14 protein-coding genes and 3 pseudogenes are annotated in these 15,893 nt (G+C 39.9%); 2 read left to right on the top strand and 15 right to left on the bottom strand.

Annotated features, from left to right (window positions below; translation table 11 throughout):
- Positions 1-18 precede the first annotated feature (18 nt).
- The 8 genes from ASG46_RS03600 to ASG46_RS03565 all read right to left on the bottom strand — a co-directional run bounded on the left by ASG46_RS03600 (position 19) and on the right by ASG46_RS03565 (position 8,441).
- Positions 19-1,275 (bottom strand): ABC transporter substrate-binding protein, encoded by a 1,257-nt coding sequence (locus tag ASG46_RS03600; RefSeq protein ID WP_056703192.1) that lies wholly within the window; start codon positions 1,273-1,275, stop codon positions 19-21.
- A gap of 217 nt (positions 1,276-1,492) precedes the next feature.
- Positions 1,493-2,533 carry a LacI family DNA-binding transcriptional regulator gene (locus ASG46_RS03595; RefSeq protein WP_041507192.1) on the bottom strand — a complete coding sequence of 347 codons (1,041 nt, stop codon included), beginning with the start codon at positions 2,531-2,533 and terminating at the stop codon, positions 1,493-1,495.
- Between the two features lie 183 nt (positions 2,534-2,716).
- On the bottom strand, positions 2,717-3,409 hold the full coding sequence (gene alsE, locus ASG46_RS03590; protein ID WP_007499263.1) for a D-allulose 6-phosphate 3-epimerase: 693 nt from the start codon (positions 3,407-3,409) through the stop codon (positions 2,717-2,719).
- A 17-nt stretch (positions 3,410-3,426) separates the two neighbouring features.
- Positions 3,427-4,689, bottom strand: coding sequence for a PTS ascorbate transporter subunit IIC (locus tag ASG46_RS03585; protein WP_025207436.1), 1,263 nt, complete (start codon positions 4,687-4,689; stop codon positions 3,427-3,429).
- Positions 4,690-4,715: 26 nt separating this feature from the next.
- Positions 4,716-4,982 carry a PTS sugar transporter subunit IIB gene (locus tag ASG46_RS03580; RefSeq protein WP_017359544.1) on the bottom strand — a complete coding sequence of 89 codons (267 nt, stop codon included), beginning with the start codon at positions 4,980-4,982 and terminating at the stop codon, positions 4,716-4,718.
- 15 nt (positions 4,983-4,997) lie between these two features.
- Positions 4,998-7,070 carry a BglG family transcription antiterminator gene (locus ASG46_RS03575; protein ID WP_268414352.1) on the bottom strand — a complete coding sequence of 691 codons (2,073 nt, stop codon included), beginning with the start codon at positions 7,068-7,070 and terminating at the stop codon, positions 4,998-5,000.
- A 287-nt stretch (positions 7,071-7,357) separates the two neighbouring features.
- Positions 7,358-7,798: a hypothetical protein gene (locus ASG46_RS03570; RefSeq protein ID WP_008343720.1), complete on the bottom strand. Its 441-nt coding sequence runs from the start codon at positions 7,796-7,798 to the stop codon at positions 7,358-7,360.
- A 199-nt stretch (positions 7,799-7,997) separates the two neighbouring features.
- Positions 7,998-8,441 carry a GNAT family N-acetyltransferase gene (locus tag ASG46_RS03565; protein ID WP_008343718.1) on the bottom strand — a complete coding sequence of 148 codons (444 nt, stop codon included), beginning with the start codon at positions 8,439-8,441 and terminating at the stop codon, positions 7,998-8,000.
- Positions 8,442-8,549: 108 nt separating this feature from the next.
- Between ASG46_RS03565 and pdxR the strand changes: the two genes are divergently transcribed.
- Positions 8,550-9,926: a MocR-like pyridoxine biosynthesis transcription factor PdxR gene (gene pdxR, locus ASG46_RS03560; RefSeq protein WP_056703187.1), complete on the top strand. Its 1,377-nt coding sequence runs from the start codon at positions 8,550-8,552 to the stop codon at positions 9,924-9,926.
- 39 nt (positions 9,927-9,965) lie between these two features.
- Here pdxR and ASG46_RS21585 read toward each other — a convergent pair.
- From ASG46_RS21585 to ASG46_RS03550, 4 genes and pseudogenes are all read right to left on the bottom strand, one after another.
- Positions 9,966-10,067: pseudogene (locus ASG46_RS21585) on the bottom strand (contact-dependent growth inhibition system immunity protein); the annotation flags it as partial.
- 143 nt (positions 10,068-10,210) lie between these two features.
- Positions 10,211-10,684 (bottom strand): GNAT family N-acetyltransferase, encoded by a 474-nt coding sequence (locus tag ASG46_RS03555; RefSeq protein WP_017359536.1) that lies wholly within the window; start codon positions 10,682-10,684, stop codon positions 10,211-10,213.
- A gap of 118 nt (positions 10,685-10,802) precedes the next feature.
- A pseudogene (locus tag ASG46_RS21230) lies at positions 10,803-10,938 on the bottom strand (DUF6262 family protein); the annotation flags it as partial.
- Between the two features lie 35 nt (positions 10,939-10,973).
- A complete protein-coding gene (locus tag ASG46_RS03550) occupies positions 10,974-11,393 on the bottom strand; it encodes a MarR family winged helix-turn-helix transcriptional regulator (RefSeq protein WP_050805674.1) in 420 nt (139 codons plus the stop codon).
- A gap of 170 nt (positions 11,394-11,563) precedes the next feature.
- Between ASG46_RS03550 and ASG46_RS03545 the strand changes: the two are divergent.
- Positions 11,564-13,085: pseudogene (locus ASG46_RS03545) on the top strand (MDR family MFS transporter); the annotation flags it as partial.
- Between the two features lie 43 nt (positions 13,086-13,128).
- On the opposite strand, the gene ASG46_RS03540 reads toward ASG46_RS03545, so the two are convergent.
- Genes ASG46_RS03540 through ASG46_RS03530 form a run of 3 tightly spaced genes read right to left on the bottom strand, consistent with a single transcriptional unit; the run spans position 13,129 to position 15,890 of the window.
- Positions 13,129-13,998 carry a class II fructose-bisphosphate aldolase gene (locus tag ASG46_RS03540; RefSeq protein ID WP_035391866.1) on the bottom strand — a complete coding sequence of 290 codons (870 nt, stop codon included), beginning with the start codon at positions 13,996-13,998 and terminating at the stop codon, positions 13,129-13,131.
- A gap of 2 nt (positions 13,999-14,000) precedes the next feature.
- On the bottom strand, positions 14,001-14,459 hold the full coding sequence (locus ASG46_RS03535) for a PTS sugar transporter subunit IIA (protein WP_056703185.1): 459 nt from the start codon (positions 14,457-14,459) through the stop codon (positions 14,001-14,003).
- A 15-nt stretch (positions 14,460-14,474) separates the two neighbouring features.
- Positions 14,475-15,890: a PTS fructose transporter subunit IIC gene (locus ASG46_RS03530; RefSeq protein ID WP_035704496.1), complete on the bottom strand. Its 1,416-nt coding sequence runs from the start codon at positions 15,888-15,890 to the stop codon at positions 14,475-14,477.
- Positions 15,891-15,893: the final 3 nt, after the last annotated feature.

Genomic DNA, 15,893 nt, shown 5'->3' with positions numbered 1-15,893 from the left:
TGTTTCAGCATGAGCCTGCTATTGTTTTTTCAGACGCTTATATTCCTCTTCCATTTTCTTCGATAGTTGTTCTGGTGTGATGGAGCCTGCTAATAATTCTTGACCGGTCGTTGCCATGACAGCCCACATGCCGCTCGGTAAGTATTTTCGATCAAAATAGGGTTCAATCTTAATATCTTCATATTGCTCGTAAAATGTAGAGTAATAGTTTTTGGCTTTGACTTCTTTTAAAGCCGTTTCAGAGGAAGTGCCCTCTGCGATTTTCTTTGCGTTTTCAGGCTTTGCTAAAAAGTCAATGAATTGTTTTGCTTCTTTTAGATGCTTTGAGTCTTTCCATGCCGCGACAGTAAAGCGTTCCCCGCCAATCCAGCTTTGCTCATCTCCTTCATGAATAGCTGGTACGGGCATGGTGCCTACTTTGATCGATTGATTGAGTTCAGTCGCCTCAGGTCCTAAAGATCCTCCCACAAAGGTGAAAGCGATTTTGTTTTGTGCCATCAGCTCAGGTGCTTGGGATAGTTTCGCAGTGAGTACATCTTTGTTTAAAAGGTCTTGATCTTTCAGCTCCTTCATAAACTGTGCAAGCGGTGTATAGTGAGACCAATCAAATGATCCATTTTCAAGGTCTTTTCCGTATTGATGTTTTTGATCGGTAATGAGTAAAGGCGTTGCCAGCTCATCAAAGACTTGGGCAATATTTGAATTATCGCCTCCTGGGATCCAGAGCGGCACAACGTCTCCTTTACTTTTTGCTTTGACAGTTTGTAAAGCACTTTTCAGTTCATTCAGTGTTTTAGGAACTTTTATGCCATATTCTTTTAGTAGATTGGCATTAAAACTAAGTCCGTCTTTTGCTTGATTCAGCGGATAAGCATAGACTTTGCCATCTTTGTCTTTTAAAATTTGATCGAGTGAAGGATCGAGTTGTTTTACCCAGTCCATCTCCTTTAGATCAGCCACGTATTCGCTATATCGCAGCTTGGCCCAGCCGTGTGTATCAAATAGGTCTGGCATATCGTTTGCCCCCATTTTGACGCGTATCATATCTTCATAGCTGTTGCCAGGGAAGTTGGCATCAATTCGGATGTTTTGATGTTCTTTTTCAAAATCACGGATCACTTCTTCAAATGCCTTTCTCTCCCCGCTGTTACTCATTGTGGAGAATAGAGTCAAGGTCACTTTCCCGTTTGCTTCAGACGCACCGTTATTGCCGCAAGCAGACAAGATCATCGACAAAACTAGAGCTACACACAGCATCAGAATTTTTTTACTCATCGTTTCCTCCTTTTGATTACTGAAAATTCAGACGATTATTGGTAGAATTCATGCAGTTGCGGAAACAAAAGAAGTCCATTATACTGGAATTCTATTCTTTTCAAAGAGATAAGAGAGCAATTGGGTGAACTGCGTTGTTTTCAGCATGATCTGGCCATCATGCTCAGCAGCTCCCTTCCTGCTTTTTTGTCTCTTTTTTGTTTGCTGAAATGCTCGTTCACCCCCTTTCATGAATTGGGCATGTGCTGCCTCTTTGCATGAGCTTTGTTGGCACGACGACTTTTAGGGGAAGCTTTCTTCCCTCTATCCGCTCAAGCAAAAGCTTTAGACCTACTTCCCCCATTTGTTCTGTATATACTTTAACCGTTGTGAGCGGCGGGCTTGAAAAGGAAGCGGCTTCGATATCATTAAACCCCACGATTGAGACATCTTGAGGTACACGAAGACCGGCTTCATGTAGCGCACGCATAGCGCCTATTGCCATAGAATCACTTCCGATAAAAAAGGCTTCTGGAAGATTTCCTTTCTGAATGGCTTTTTGCATAAGTGAGTAGCCTTCTTGCATCGAATATTCGCCTATGTGGATGTCATTCATATGAAGAGTTCCCGCTTCTTGCATTCTTTTGATAAACGTTGTTTGTCTTTCATCCTCAATCACAGCATTTCCTTCAAAATAATGCTCCCTCTCTTTCCCGCCAATATATCCTAGATGTGTATAGCCGAGAGATTGCAGATGACGAATGGCACGATCTGCCGCTCTGACAAAATCCACATGTACACAATCATACAAATCTTCATCCGCATAATGATTGATGAAAACGATATGTTCCATTCGGTTTGTCATCTTTTCAACCGTATCAGGGCTGATTCGTCCAATGACGATCAAACCGTCAATATCCTTTAGTATCGCCCCTTTATCCATGTTTCTTAGGCGAAAGGTATGGAGAGTGGACAGACCTTGTTTGGCATATTCTTTTTCAATTCCTTTTCGAATCGATGAAAAAAAAGGATCATTTAATTCTTCGTCAATGGATTGGGCGACAACGACACCGATGACTGGGGATGCGGGTGGGCTTTTTACTTCTGCTTGATCGGCTTTTCTTGCTCTGACTGGGGTATAGTTTAATTTCTTGGCTATGTCGAGGATGTTTTGTCTTGTTGCGTGTGAAACGGCAAGCGTTTGGTCGCCATTTAACACACGGGATACAGTAGAGACGGATACTTTTGCATCATGAGCAATATCTTTGAGTGTAGTCATAGGCAAACTCCTCATCATTTTTGACTAAATGTTTACTAAAGATATTTGAAGAATAACACATAAATAAAGCGCTTTCAATTATAAATTTGTGCTTTTTTGAAGTTTTTGAGTATGTTTTGATGAGGATATAGTTTGTTTAGTAAAATTGCGTAAAAAAGAGGATGGGCTTCATCCTCCTTTTTACTAAGGTGATTTCATTGTGGCTGTTTCTTTTGCGAACAATTGCTTCATTATTTCCCATGCTTTATCTAATTCTTCGTGAAGTCCAAATAAACCTGAGGTGCCGATGATGTAAATTTCATTTCCTGCCTCAGCAAGCAATCGGAATGTGCTTTCATTACAAGAGCCGTCTACCTCAATTGAAAATGAGTATCCCCCCTTCTCTTTGATTTCTTTCACCTCTTTCATTTTCGGAAGCATTTCTTTGATAAAAGGCTGACCCGCAAACCCTGGGTCAATTGTCATGATCGTCACCCGGTCTATTAAATGAATAAAAGCATCTAATGCTGCAACTGGTGTGGCGGGATTGAGAACAAAGCCGACCTCACACTTTCTTTCTTGGATATGCCGAATGATTCGAAAAACGTCTTTTTGCACCACTTCTGGATGTAAACAAATCATCGTTGCGCCTGCATCAATACATGCATCAATTAAAAATTCCTGAGGCTGTTCGGCCATTAGATGAACATCAATCGGAACATCTGTCAGTTTCCGAAGTTGTTCAATGAAAAAGGGTGATAAGGTCAGATTTTTTACATAATGACCATCCATGACGTCGACATGATAACGGTCTGCCCTTGTGTTCAGAAGCTGAATTTGTTCACGGAAGTGTGTTAAATCCATGCACATCAATGAAGGTGAGAAAATAGCTGTCATCCTGAAATGCCTCCTTTTTAAAGATGAAATAAAAATTTGATCAATCCAATCAATATTCCGATGATACCGAAGTCTGTATCGCCAAATGTTGTCCCTTCAAAGCCAAGAGTGCCTAACACAGGAAGTAAACAAGCTGGTAAAAATGAAAGGAGTATTCCATTTACAAAGGAACCGGCGACTGCACCTCTCACTCCCCCCGTTGCATTGCCATATACGCCCGCTGTCGCACCGCAGAAAAAGTGTGGCACAAGTCCAGGAACAATGACAGTTAAACCAAACAAAGGAAGAAGGAAAATAGACACGATGCCTCCTGCAAAACTGCATAAAAAACCGATGATCACCGCATTTGGAGCAAATGGGAAAACAGTTGGTGCATCAAGTGCCGGCTTTGCCCCTTTGACGAAACGATCGGCAATCCCTTTGAAAGCAGGCACAATTTCCCCGATTGCCATCCGTACACCTGCTAAAATAATGTACACCCCAGCAGCAAAGGTAATGGCCTGAATGAGAATGAAGACAGCAAAGTTCGTACCACCACTAATGTTTTCTATGAATGAAATTCCCGCAAACGGTGCAATCGCAAAGAAAAGCAAAGCCATCGTAATGGAGATGGCCACCGATGTATCTCTTAGAAAACCGAGTGATTTAGGCACTTGAATGGTTTCCGTTGATTTCTCTGGGCGCCCGACCCATTTGCCGATCATTCCCGCTGTAAAATAGCCGAACGTACTGAAATGACCGAGCGCCAGATCATCATTTCCAGTGACTTTCCTTGTAAACGGCTGAAGGATTGCGGGAGCAATGACCATTGCTGCACCTAATACGATTGAACCAGTGGTGATCAGCAGCGTTCCTTGCATGCCAGCTGTTGACAGAACGACTGCAAGCATAGCCGCCATATATAGCGTATGATGACCAGTTAAAAAGACGTATTTAAAGGGTGTGAATTTTGCCAAAAGCAAATTAACCACCATACCAAAAATCATAATGAGCGCTGTCTGTGTACCGAATTCCTTTTGGGCAATGGCCGCCATGGCATCTGTATTTGGGACAACCCCTTGAATGTGAAAGGCTGCTTCAAACATCTTCCTGAAAACCCCAAGTGAATCAGATACGACTGTGGCGCCCGCTCCTAATATTAAAAAACCCATTGTTGTTTTTAAGGTGCCTGATACAGTATCGGCAGCTGACTTTTTCTGCAAAAGTAAACCAGCGAGTGCAAACAAACCGATGAGAATTGCGGGTGTGCCCAATATATCGTTCATGATCAGTTCTATCATGATGTGAATCCCCCTTTTTCCGTCGATTATATGTGTTTACGAAGGACGTCTTTAATGGCTTCCTGGTCTAACAAGTTATTTAATCCAGCGACCTTTCTTGTGCCGTCATCCAGCTGATCGATAATATCTGTTGCTCCGATATAAAGATCTGCTTGTTCATTTTTGCTTGTACTGAGATCGGTGTGATCCACTTCCGCTAAAAGTCCTAATTCTTCTAATGCCTTTTTGACATTCATTTCAACAATAAAGCTGCTTCCTAAACCGTTTCCGCATACAACAAGAATTTTTTTCATTCTCTTTTTCCTCCTTTATACTTGTGAAAATCGATTGATTAGTTGTTGAATGGCTGCTAATTCCTCTGCTTCAATCAATTGTCTCACCCGTTTTTCTTCACTTAACAGCATCGTCAGCTGTTTGAGTGCTTTCAGGTGGGTCATACTGTCAATGGCAGCTAATACAATGATGAGCCGAACTTGCTTTTTTCCATCCTTTGAAAAGGAAACGGGCTGATGACATGACATAAGTGACATGCTTAATTTGTTCACGCCATCTTCTGGTCTGGCATGCGGAATCGCCACTTGTGGCGCAATCACAATATAAGGGCCATTTTGATGAACAGACTGGATCATCGCTTTCACATAACTTTCCTGAATCGCTTGTTGATCAAGCAAAGGCTGCGCTGCTTTTGTAATGGCCTCCTGCCATGTGTCTGCTGTTTGCTGGAGCTGAATGGTTTCTTCTGTTAATAAATCGTTTAACACTGGTTTCCACCCTTTCTGGTGTGATACATATGTCGGATGAAGCAGCTCCTTCAGGTCATGAAGCAATGCTTTTTCATTTTGAACGATGGTATGCTGCTGAATGATATTGAATAAAGCATTCACATGGTGCTCATCAAGCTTAGGTTCTGAGCCTTCTCCATATTGAAGCAATGTTTTTTTCTCATAAGCAGTGAGAATCGGGTGCACGAGATGAACAGGTTTTCCTTTAAACGATATAGGTGTCGTTGACACAACAAAGTCGGCATCAATGGATGTTAATTCTTCATATGAACGTTTTGATAACAGTCCGCGTATGTCGATGTAGCCGATTAATTCAAGAAGCTGCGTTTTCAGCATGTGACTTGTGCCAATTCCTTCTCCGCAGACAATGTAAACAGAACGTTTCGCAATCGATGAAATCCCTTCTCTTCTCATCCAGCCGCCAAAATGCATCGCCACATAGGCAATTTCATGATCGCTCATCTTTGAACAGGCCGCCTTCTCTAAATGGCAAGCAACCTTTTGCGTGATGTCAAACACCTCTGGCTGTGCATGTTTCATGGAATCTGTTAATTCATTGATGATCTCAATGTGATAGATGAGCCTATAATAGGCCGGAATTAAATGCATGGTTAAGTTTTGTTCCAAGACTTCTACTTCCTGGAAGGAAATACACGCATAACGCTGAAAGTCAATGATCATTTGTCTCGCAATGGTTCGAATGAGATGTTCTTCTGGTTTTTGACTTGTTGGAAGTTTTTGTTTTTTGGCACTGAGCCATAGCGTACTAAGAAAATAGATTTCCTCATCATGAACCAAAAGACTGGTTTCTTTTTGAATTTGCGCCATGAAACGAATAGCAGCCAAGCATTCATCTGTTTTCTGCAATGTCCGTTTTTCTTCTGTTGAAATGTGTACAGCACGTCCTAGCTTCATCCGTTTAAAGTAGAAAAAGAGATCCATAGACAGCTGATCCAGCATGTCATCTGCAAACTCAAGCTTCAGATCTTGTTCGGATTGTTGAAGGAGATCATGTATTCTCTTATATGAGATAGGACCCTTTAACCAAACCGATGGAAACGTTTTTTCATTTTTTATCATGTTGCGAATGAAATGAATATAAGGTTTCAGCGCCAACCGAATTGTTCTTTCTTCTCCTGAAATTAAATAGCCACTGGCCGCCTGATAATGAAGTGTAAGCTGCTGTTTTGAAAGTGCTTCTTTTAGTTGTTTCATATCTTCAAGCAGTGTATTGCGGCTTACCTTCGTCATCTCCATAAAATCATCAATTTTTAGATGCTTCTCACTGCATGCAATGGATAGGAGCAAGATGGCACGTCTTTCTTTTACACATGGTTCATAGTCATGACCGACAAGAACAGTGTCAGCTTTTTCGATAATGACTTCTTTCTCGTGTGGATGTAAATAGTAGCCTCGTTGATCTTTTCGCTGGACGCCACTAAGCTGATGGGTTTCCAGCCAGCTATTCATTCGTTTGATTTCAGCGTAGACCGTTCGAGTAGAGACATTCAGTCGATTCTGTAAATCTTCAATTGATAGATAAGTGGTCGTGTGAAGCAGCATCGATAATAAAGTCGTGCCCCTTTTGGTTAAGTGCAGTTGGAATCCCTCCCCTCTTCCCTTTGGTTATAAGTCTAATCAACTCGCATGCGTCAAAGAAGTCCAAATGTTTTCAGTAAATGTTGTGCAGGTTTTTGGGTGTTCTTTGTTATAAGAAAAAGCACACTCGTTTGAGTGTGCTTTGAGACTTGTATACAAAGAGCTCTTTGTCTTCTTTTACGTGTTTGAGGACGAATAAACGCAAAAAACCTAGAATGGTATAAAGCCAGTCAAGGTTTTTTCACTTCTTATTCATTTTTTATTTTTCCTATATGTGACGCTTAAACTTATTTTTTGTTTAAACTAAATCCGAAATCCAAATCGTTTTCAAATGAAATACAAATACTCCAATCACCTTCTAATGATATAAAGTAGTGGTGCTGTGGGATATCTAAAAAATAGACTAGTAACTCTTCTAGATGTTTTAATTCAAACTGGTACCCAAACTCTGTAAGGTTATCCCCTATGTAAATTACTTGTAAGTTATTATCTAAATATTTTTCTTTTAATTCAGTTATAAAGAGAAGAGCATCAGAAAGTAACGATTCATGATTTGAGCTCTTACTATAATGTTTATTGGTTTGTAACCAATCTATTTTTGAACCAGCAAAATCAAATTTTTGTTCTATTAAGTCTAAATAAATTTTTGGATTTTTATGTACTTTGACATATTTAAGAAGGTCTTTTAATTCCAAATCCTTTATTAGATCTTCATCATAAGAATTCAATAAAATTACCCCCCTTTGTGTTTTTTAAAGTCTTTCTTGTCAAAATCCATAGGAATCGCTGTTTTGTCATTTTGTTGCAATCAATTCAGTGTACAATGCCATTGTAGCTTGCTGATCCGTCTCTGACAAAGCATATTCATCTTTTTTTGACCGAGTTATATTAAATTTTCTGCCATCCCAAAACTTCATTCTTCTGCGTTCAATCCCAATAATAAATATAGTGCTGAGTTGAAGAATCGCTTGTCATGCCCATTTTTTCATACAATTGTTGTGCTTTTATATTAGAAGTCGCTGTTTCTAAACAGATAAATCTGGCTCCTTTATCGTTTGCAAATGAAAATGCTTTTTTCATCAATTGCTTACCTACCCCCTTTTGACGAAAATCGTTTATAACAAACAAATCATTTAAAATGAACGCATCTTTCATCGCAACAGATGAAAATGTGGGATACAGTTGTACAAATCCTACATATTGTTCACCTTGCTTTGCAACAAACAAAATAGACTCTTGTTTACGGTATCGTTCCACTAGAAAATGATAAGCACCTTCTATATTAGAAGTCTGTTTATAAAATTGGCGATATTGATCAAATAGAACCGAAACTTGTTTTAAATCATTTTCATGAGCTCTTACTATATCCACTCTTCTATCCCCTTTTCATATCAATTAGTAGTATAATAATTGATATTCTGACATGTAAAAATGTACAGATTTATACTTTATTAAATGTCAGAAGGGAGGAATGAAGAAATGAAACATTATATTTTCCCTTTCAGTGCCAATCAACCAAAATATAAACAAATTTATGAGCAATTTAAAAAATTAATCGAGGAGGGAAAGTTAAAAACAGGAGAAAATCTTCCTTCCATTCGTTCACTAGCCAATGACCTAGGTGTTAGTCGCCACACTACACTACAAGCATATGATCAATTATTAGCTGAAGGATATATTCAAGCCAATGAGCGTAAAAGCTATAGTGTCAATGAATTTGAACCGATATTTCTTCAAACCTCTATTCCAGAAGTACCTAGAAATGAACCAATACAATTGATCGATTTCATTGATTTCAAAGCAAGTACTGTTGATGAGGAACAATTCCCTTTAAAAGTCTGGCGGCAAATTTCCAACAAAGTGCTGCAGCAATCCATTAGCTTTCAATATGGAGATCCTTTTGGAGAACCCGGGTTTAAACAAGAACTGGCTGATTATTTATTTCAAGCGAGAGGTATGATCATTAACCCCAAAAATATGATCGTTGGAAGTAATACACAGCAACTACTGTTGTATTTGGGATTTCTATTAAAAGAACGTTTTTCTAGTATGATTGTTGAAAACCCTGGTTATAGCGGTGTACGTGAGGTCTGTCATTTACATGGATTTGAGATTGAAAGTATTCCTGCATCAAAACAAGGTGTATTATTGGACTCACTCGTAAATAAAAGCGGGAAATTATTGTACATAACACCTTCACATCAATATCCTACTGGTACTGCACTATCGATTCAACAAAGAATTGAATTGATTCAATGGGTACGATCAAATAACGGTTTCTTATTAGAGGACGATTACGATGGAGAATTTCGATATGGACAAAAACCATTTCCTGCTTTAGCCTCTTTAGATGCTGCACATGTCATTTATTTTGGTACGTTTTCAAAAGCATTTCTACCAGCTATACGATTAGCATATATGGTGTTACCTGATTCATTAATCAATATCTATATGAGCAAATTTGAACATTTCGAACATAATGCTTCGTTATTGCACCAACTGACCATGACTGAATTTATGAAAAGTGGTGAATGGACAAAACATATTAAGCGTATGCGCAATACTTATAAAAGGAAAATGAATTTATTGGTACAACAAGTTCAACATTTATTTGGAAAACAAATTGAGATCATTGGTGACAATGCAGGGTTATATATCATGTTACGTATACACACTCCCTATTCCGAAAAAGAATTAATTGAAAAAGCTCTTCAACAGCATGTTAAAGTGTATCCAACAAGTCATTTATTTATCGAAAATCCACCTGTACAACCGCACATACTGCTCGGTTTCGCAAACCTTTCTCTTGAACAAATCGAAAGAGGTATTTGTTTATTAAAAGAAGCATGGGAATAAGATTGGTGGTTCATTGGAGGTTTTTTTGTAACTTAGATGGATAAACTCATCTAACGCTTCCTCTGGCGAATCAATATCTTGATGAAATGTCCCACCTAAAAAATCTTCTAACTTCTTTAAATAACTGGACCTATCATTCATTGAATCACCTCTGCAATGTATTATATCTTTTCTACTATTGAAAAAAGTTAAATAAATAAAAGGGTATAACATATTTTATATGACGAATATGTTATACCCTTTCTTTTTAAACTAACGCACCTGTTAGCATAACAAAAAAATGATTATTTTATTTTTTTTAGCATTTTAAAATTAGCCAACTTAACCCCCTTTTTTTCCACAGTTTGTGAACAAACAATTTTGTAACCTAGATGTTCAAAAAATGGCTTAGCTGTAATACTTGCTTCGGTATCAATTTCTAAAAGCTTTAGTTTCTTTGCCTCAGATTCGAGCATATCAACTAAAGCTGTGGCTATACCTTGTCCTTGATAATCTTTATGAACGAATAGTCTATCTAAGTACCCGGTATGCGTTAAATCGCTAAAACCAACAACTTTACCATTCACTTTAGCAACAAATGTTATATTTTGACTCAATGATTCCTTCCAAGAATTCATTTTAGATTCTTTTTCATCTCTTGGTGCCCAAGCATCCAATTGTACTTGGGAATAATCTTTTGAATTTACGGAATGAACTGTTTCATAAAACAATGAAATAATCTCTTTTGTATCAGTTTCCTTAAACTTTATAATCTCCACTTTCTGTTATACCTCCCCTTTTTAGGATAAGCATCCTAATATACTTATCATTATTTCAGCAACTTCTTCTTGCGCTATACTGCTCCGTTAGTTGAAGGAGGGTGAACGTTGTTCTCTCTTATAAATTTTTATAGACATCTGCATATGCTACTTTCAGTTGCTCTCTTAATTGCCTATTTTCCTCTTCCAACTTTTTGTTTTTTTAGAGATGCAATGAGAGCATCTTTGTTGTTTTCGTTCATTTCTCGCTTTACTTATTTCGGTGTAGTTAACGCATCAGTGTGCTTTCTTACGATTTAGACTTAAGCAATTGCAGCTCTTGATCCATGATTTCAGCTGCTTCTGAAATAAATTGAATGATTAAATCCAATTCTTCTGGCTTGTATTCATTTGTGAGTTTTTTGGTGGATGCCGATAAAGATTGAAAGAGTTCCTTCACTTGTGATTTCCCAGCCGTTAATGGAACAATGATGACTCTTCGCTTGTCTTTTGGGTCCTTCTCCCTTTTGACGTAGCCTGCTTTTTCTAACCGGTCAATGAGAGCGGTGACCGCACCTGAGCTAAGACCAGTTTTTTCACTTAATTCACCTGCTGTGAGTGGTCCAAGTTCGTTTAACAAATCTGCTGATTTGAGATCTGTTGGGAAAAGGCCGAGCGATTGAGCGGCTGCTTGGTGAAATAGGACTGTTCGTGTAGCAAGGCGTCTCATCGTATGAATGATCTGGTCCGCTCGATCTTCTGCCTCGTTCTTTATTGACAACTTGTTCTCCTCCCTTTAAAATCAATTTATCTTGATCATCAAGATAAATGTTCTCTTACTTTATAATTAACTTGATCATAGCAAAAAAGTGAAGAGAACGTAAGCAGGAGGTAAATGAAATGAATAACGTGGATCATAAAGGCAAGGCATCCACTCGCTTTGTTGTCGTCGGGTTGCTGTTAGGGATTTTTATGGCAGCGATGGACAACACCATTGTCGCAACAGCAATGGGAAGCATCGTCGCCGATTTGGGCAGTTTTGATAAATTTGCTTGGGTGACTGCTTCTTATATGGTGGCAGTGATGGCCGGTATGCCGATTTATGGAAAGCTTTCAGATATGTATGGTCGGAAGCGTTTTTTTCTGTTTGGACTTATTTTCTTTTTAATTGGATCTGCGCTGTGTGGCATCGCACAAACAATGGATCAGCTCATTATTTACCGTGCGATTCAAGGACTTGGAGGCGGTGCTCTTCTTCCGATCGCTTTCACGATTATCTTTGATATCTTCCCGCCAGAAAAACGCGGGAAAATGTCCGGTATGTTTGGTGCAGTTTTTGGTCTATCCAGTGTATTAGGACCGCTGTTAGGAGCAATTATTACGGATTCGATCGGCTGGCATTGGGTGTTTTATATTAACGTACCAATTGGTATCGTCAGTGTATTCTTAATCGCCAAATTTTATCAAGAATCGCTTGAGCATCGCAAGCAGAAAATTGACTGGTCAGGTGCCATTACACTTGTCGTTGCGGTTGTCAGTTTAATGTTCGCCCTTGAGCTTGGCGGTAAATCGTATGCATGGGATTCTGTTCAAATCTTGACACTATTTGCTGTGTTTGTTGTCTTTGGCACCATCTTCTTCATTGTTGAACGGAAGGCAGAAGAACCGATTATTTCATTTTGGATGTTTAAAAATCGTTTGTTTGCGACATCTCAAATTTTGGCGTTTTTATATGGCGGGACGTTTATTATTCTAGCTGTCTTTATTCCTATCTTCGTCCAGGCGGTGTACGGTGAATCTGCAACAAGTGCCGGGTTCATTTTAACACCGATGATGATTGGTTCCGTGATTGGCAGTATGATTGGTGGAACGATGCAGACGAAAGTACCTTTTAGACGATTAATGACCATCTCTGTGATTTCATTTTTTGCTGGGATGCTGCTGCTTGCCAATATGTCGCCTGATACAGCAAGATTGTGGCTTACGCTCTTTATGATGATTTCAGGTTTTGGCGTTGGATTTAGCTTCTCCCTTCTGCCATCTGCTTCAATGAATGATCTCTCTCCGCGCTACCGCGGCAGTGCTAATTCTACCAATTCGTTCATGAGATCACTTGGGATGACTTTAGGCGTGACGATTTTTGGAACGATTCAAACCAATGTCCTGACAAATCGTTTAGCAGATGCTTTTAGCGGAATGAAAGGAGCTTCTTCTCCAGTTGGTGATCCACAAGCCATTTTTCAAGAGGGGGCACGCTCACAAATTCCGCCTGATATTTTAAATAAAGTGATTGATGCGATGTCACAAAGTATTACGTATGTATTTATGATTGCTTTATTCCCGATTGCACTTGCGGCGATTACGGTCATATTTATGGGAAATGCACGAGTACGTACATCAAATGAAATGAAAGAAAGCGAATAATGTGAAAAAAGCAGAGCGATGCGGCTCTGCTTTTTTTCATCTTATTGATATAAAAGTTGGGCTTTTCCTTCACTGCCAACGATCTTTATTTTAGATGTGACCATGTCTTTGGCTGCTTGTTTTGCTTTTTGTAAATACATACGCGGATCTAAGCTTTCAGGTTCGTTTGAGAAATGATCACGAATCGCTTCAGAGTATGCATTTTTCAATTCAGTGGACACATTGACCTTTGCCATACCGAGTGCGACACATCTTTTGACATCCTCATCTGGTACAGCTGAACCACCATGAAGGACAAGCGGCACATCGACAAGCGCTGCAATTTGTTCAATGCGGTCAAAGTCGATATCCGGCACCCCTTTATAGATGCCGTGGGCCGTGCCGATCGCAGGTGCTAAAGTAGGTACACCAGTTTCTTCTACAAATTGACGGCATTCTGATGGAATGGCTTTTTCAGCATCTTTTTCATCCACGACAATATCATCTTCTACCCCGCCTACCTTGCCTAACTCGGCTTCTACATTCACACCTACTTTTAAGGCAAGGTCAACCACTTCTTTTGTGCGGCGTACATTTTCTTCATATGAATGCATGGAAGCATCGATCATCACGGATGTATATCCTGCTCGTATACAAGTAAGAATCACATCAAAATCAGTGCAATGATCGAGATGAAGGCCGATTGGGATTTGGTATTGATCAGCTGCCGCCTTTACTGTATCTGCAATGGCTTTTGCGCCAAGCGATTGGACCGTGCCAACCGTTGTTTGCAAAATGACAGGTGATTTTAATTCAGCTGCCGTTTCAAGTACCCAGTAAATACTATCAAAGGAATGTACATTGAATGCGACAATTCCGTATTTTTCTTTTTTTGCTGCTTCAAGCATAGGTGTTGTGGAAAGTAAAGGCATAGTCAAACATCCTCTCTCGTCAGAATCTCTGTTTTTAATAAAGTGAGCATTTCTTCATTTGTTCTTGTTTCGAGCAGTTTTTGTCGTCTCGTTTCATCCATTAATCCGCGTGAAAGAGCAGAAAGTGCTTGTAAATGAGTGGTTCCTGCTTCACTTTTTGGAATGAGTAAGGATAAGAAGAAAAAGCAAGGCTTCCCATCAAAAGCGTACCATTCGATTCCGGTTTCTGTACGGACGATGACGAGTGCCGGTACTTGAATGGCGTCTGACTGTGTATGCGGAATGGCAAATCCATCTTGAAAGCCGGTTGTACTAAGAGCTTCTCTTTCAGCTAGTCCTTTTTTGACTGCCTCAGGAGATGTACAAATCCCTGCTTCAGAGGCAATGTCAGCTATGGCTGCGAAAACGCCAGCCTGTGAAGAAGCCGTTTCATGTAGATTCATATAAATATGTTCCATCATTTCTCTTCCTCCCTATTAAACTGCGGGTTTGTCTATTTTCTTGCGGTAAAGTCCGTATAGAATCGCACCTACAAGTGAGCCGATGAGTATGGAAAGCACCCACTGAAATGCGCCTGTGACGACTGGAAGGACAAGGAATCCACCATGCGGAGCAGGAACCTGTACGCCAAAGAGATACGTCAATATAGCAGAGATGGCGGAACCAAACATGATAATTGGCAGGACAACGACTGGGTTTTTTGCTGCAAATGGAATGGCTCCTTCGGTAATATGAGTCGCTCCGAGAATATAGTTGATCATCCCAGCATTTCGTTCTTGTGGTGTAAAATGTTTTCGGAAAATCGTTGTGGCAATCGCAATGATAAGCGGTGGTGTGATACATGCTGCTGACACCCCTGCCATGAAGTAAAGGTTACCTTCTGCGAGTAAAGCCGTTCCTGTGACATAGGCTGCTTTGTTAAAAGGTCCTCCCATATCAAATCCACACATGGCTCCAACAATTAAACCTAAAAGCAATGGATTTGTGGATTGAACTGATGAGAGAAAATCCATTAATGAATGATTTAGCCCTGTGATTGGAACTAATAGCGGGGTCATGACAGCCCCAATTAAGAAAATACCGATAACAGGATAGATGAAAATTGATTTTAATCCGTCAAGTGATGCTGGTAATTTTTGAAGCAGGAATTGAAGAAGTACGATGATATACCCTGCTGCAAAACCTGCGATAATACCACCTAAGAATCCAGCGCCTCCATCGTTTGCAAGCAAGCCACCGATAAATCCGACAACCATCCCTGGGCGTTTCGCGATTGAATCAGCGATAAATGCTGCTAAAATAGGCACCATTAAGCTAAAGCCGAGTCCGCCAATGTTTTTCAAGTAGGCAGCAAACGGATGATACGTTTCATGCTGAGGATCAGCTGAGTAAATACCGAATAGAAAAGATAAAGCAATTAAGACCCCGCCCCCAACAACAAATGGAAGCATGTGTGATACACCGTTCATTAAATGCTTATAGATGGTGTGTATCCACTTATTCGCTGACTTTTGTTGAGCTAATGAAGGCGCAGATGGTTTTTCTGTTCCAGAAGCTCTTCCTTTCACTTGATGAACGGGGGCTTCTCCATTGATAATGCCTTGAATCAGTTCATTTGGTGTGCGGATACCCTTTGCTACAGGCACTTCAATGAGTGGTTTGCCGTGAAAACGATCTGTATTCACATCTTTGTCCGCTGCAACAATAACGCCATCTGCTTCCAAAATGTCTTGATCCGTTAAAGCGTTTTCAATTCCTACTTGACCATGCGTTTCAACTTTGATGTCGACCCCTAATTGCTCAGCTGCGATTTTTAATGCCTCAGCTGCCATAAATGTGTGTGCAATGCCTGTTGGACAGCCAGTGGCAGCGACAATTTTCTTACGGCTCATGTG

This window comes from Bacillus sp. Leaf49 (assembly GCF_001426125.1).
Classification (GTDB): Bacteria; Bacillota; Bacilli; order Bacillales; family Bacillaceae; genus Bacillus; species Bacillus altitudinis.
Note: the sequence above shows the minus strand (reverse complement) of the source record. Positions and strands in the feature narration are given on the sequence as shown.

Excerpts from the sequence above, each read along its gene's own strand:
- ASG46_RS03535 (WP_056703185.1), bottom strand. The coding sequence starts at position 14,459 with ATGATGGAACATATTTATATGAATCTACATGAAACGGCTTCTTCACAG.
- ASG46_RS03540 (WP_035391866.1), bottom strand. The coding sequence starts at position 13,998 with ATGCCTTTACTTTCCACAACACCTATGCTTGAAGCAGCAAAAAAAGAA.
- ASG46_RS03530 (WP_035704496.1), bottom strand. The coding sequence starts at position 15,890 with ATGAGCCGTAAGAAAATTGTCGCTGCCACTGGCTGTCCAACAGGCATT.
- ASG46_RS03600 (WP_056703192.1), bottom strand. The coding sequence starts at position 1,275 with ATGAGTAAAAAAATTCTGATGCTGTGTGTAGCTCTAGTTTTGTCGATG.
- ASG46_RS03550 (WP_050805674.1), bottom strand. The coding sequence starts at position 11,393 with ATGAGACGCCTTGCTACACGAACAGTCCTATTTCACCAAGCAGCCGCT.
- ASG46_RS03580 (WP_017359544.1), bottom strand. The coding sequence starts at position 4,982 with ATGAAAAAAATTCTTGTTGTATGCGGAAACGGTTTAGGAAGCAGCTTT.
- ASG46_RS03595 (WP_041507192.1), bottom strand. The coding sequence starts at position 2,533 with ATGACTACACTCAAAGATATTGCTCATGATGCAAAAGTATCCGTCTCT.
- alsE (WP_007499263.1), bottom strand. The coding sequence starts at position 3,409 with ATGACAGCTATTTTCTCACCTTCATTGATGTGCATGGATTTAACACAC.
- pdxR (WP_056703187.1), top strand. The coding sequence starts at position 8,550 with ATGAAACATTATATTTTCCCTTTCAGTGCCAATCAACCAAAATATAAA.
- ASG46_RS03585 (WP_025207436.1), bottom strand. The coding sequence starts at position 4,689 with ATGATAGAACTGATCATGAACGATATATTGGGCACACCCGCAATTCTC.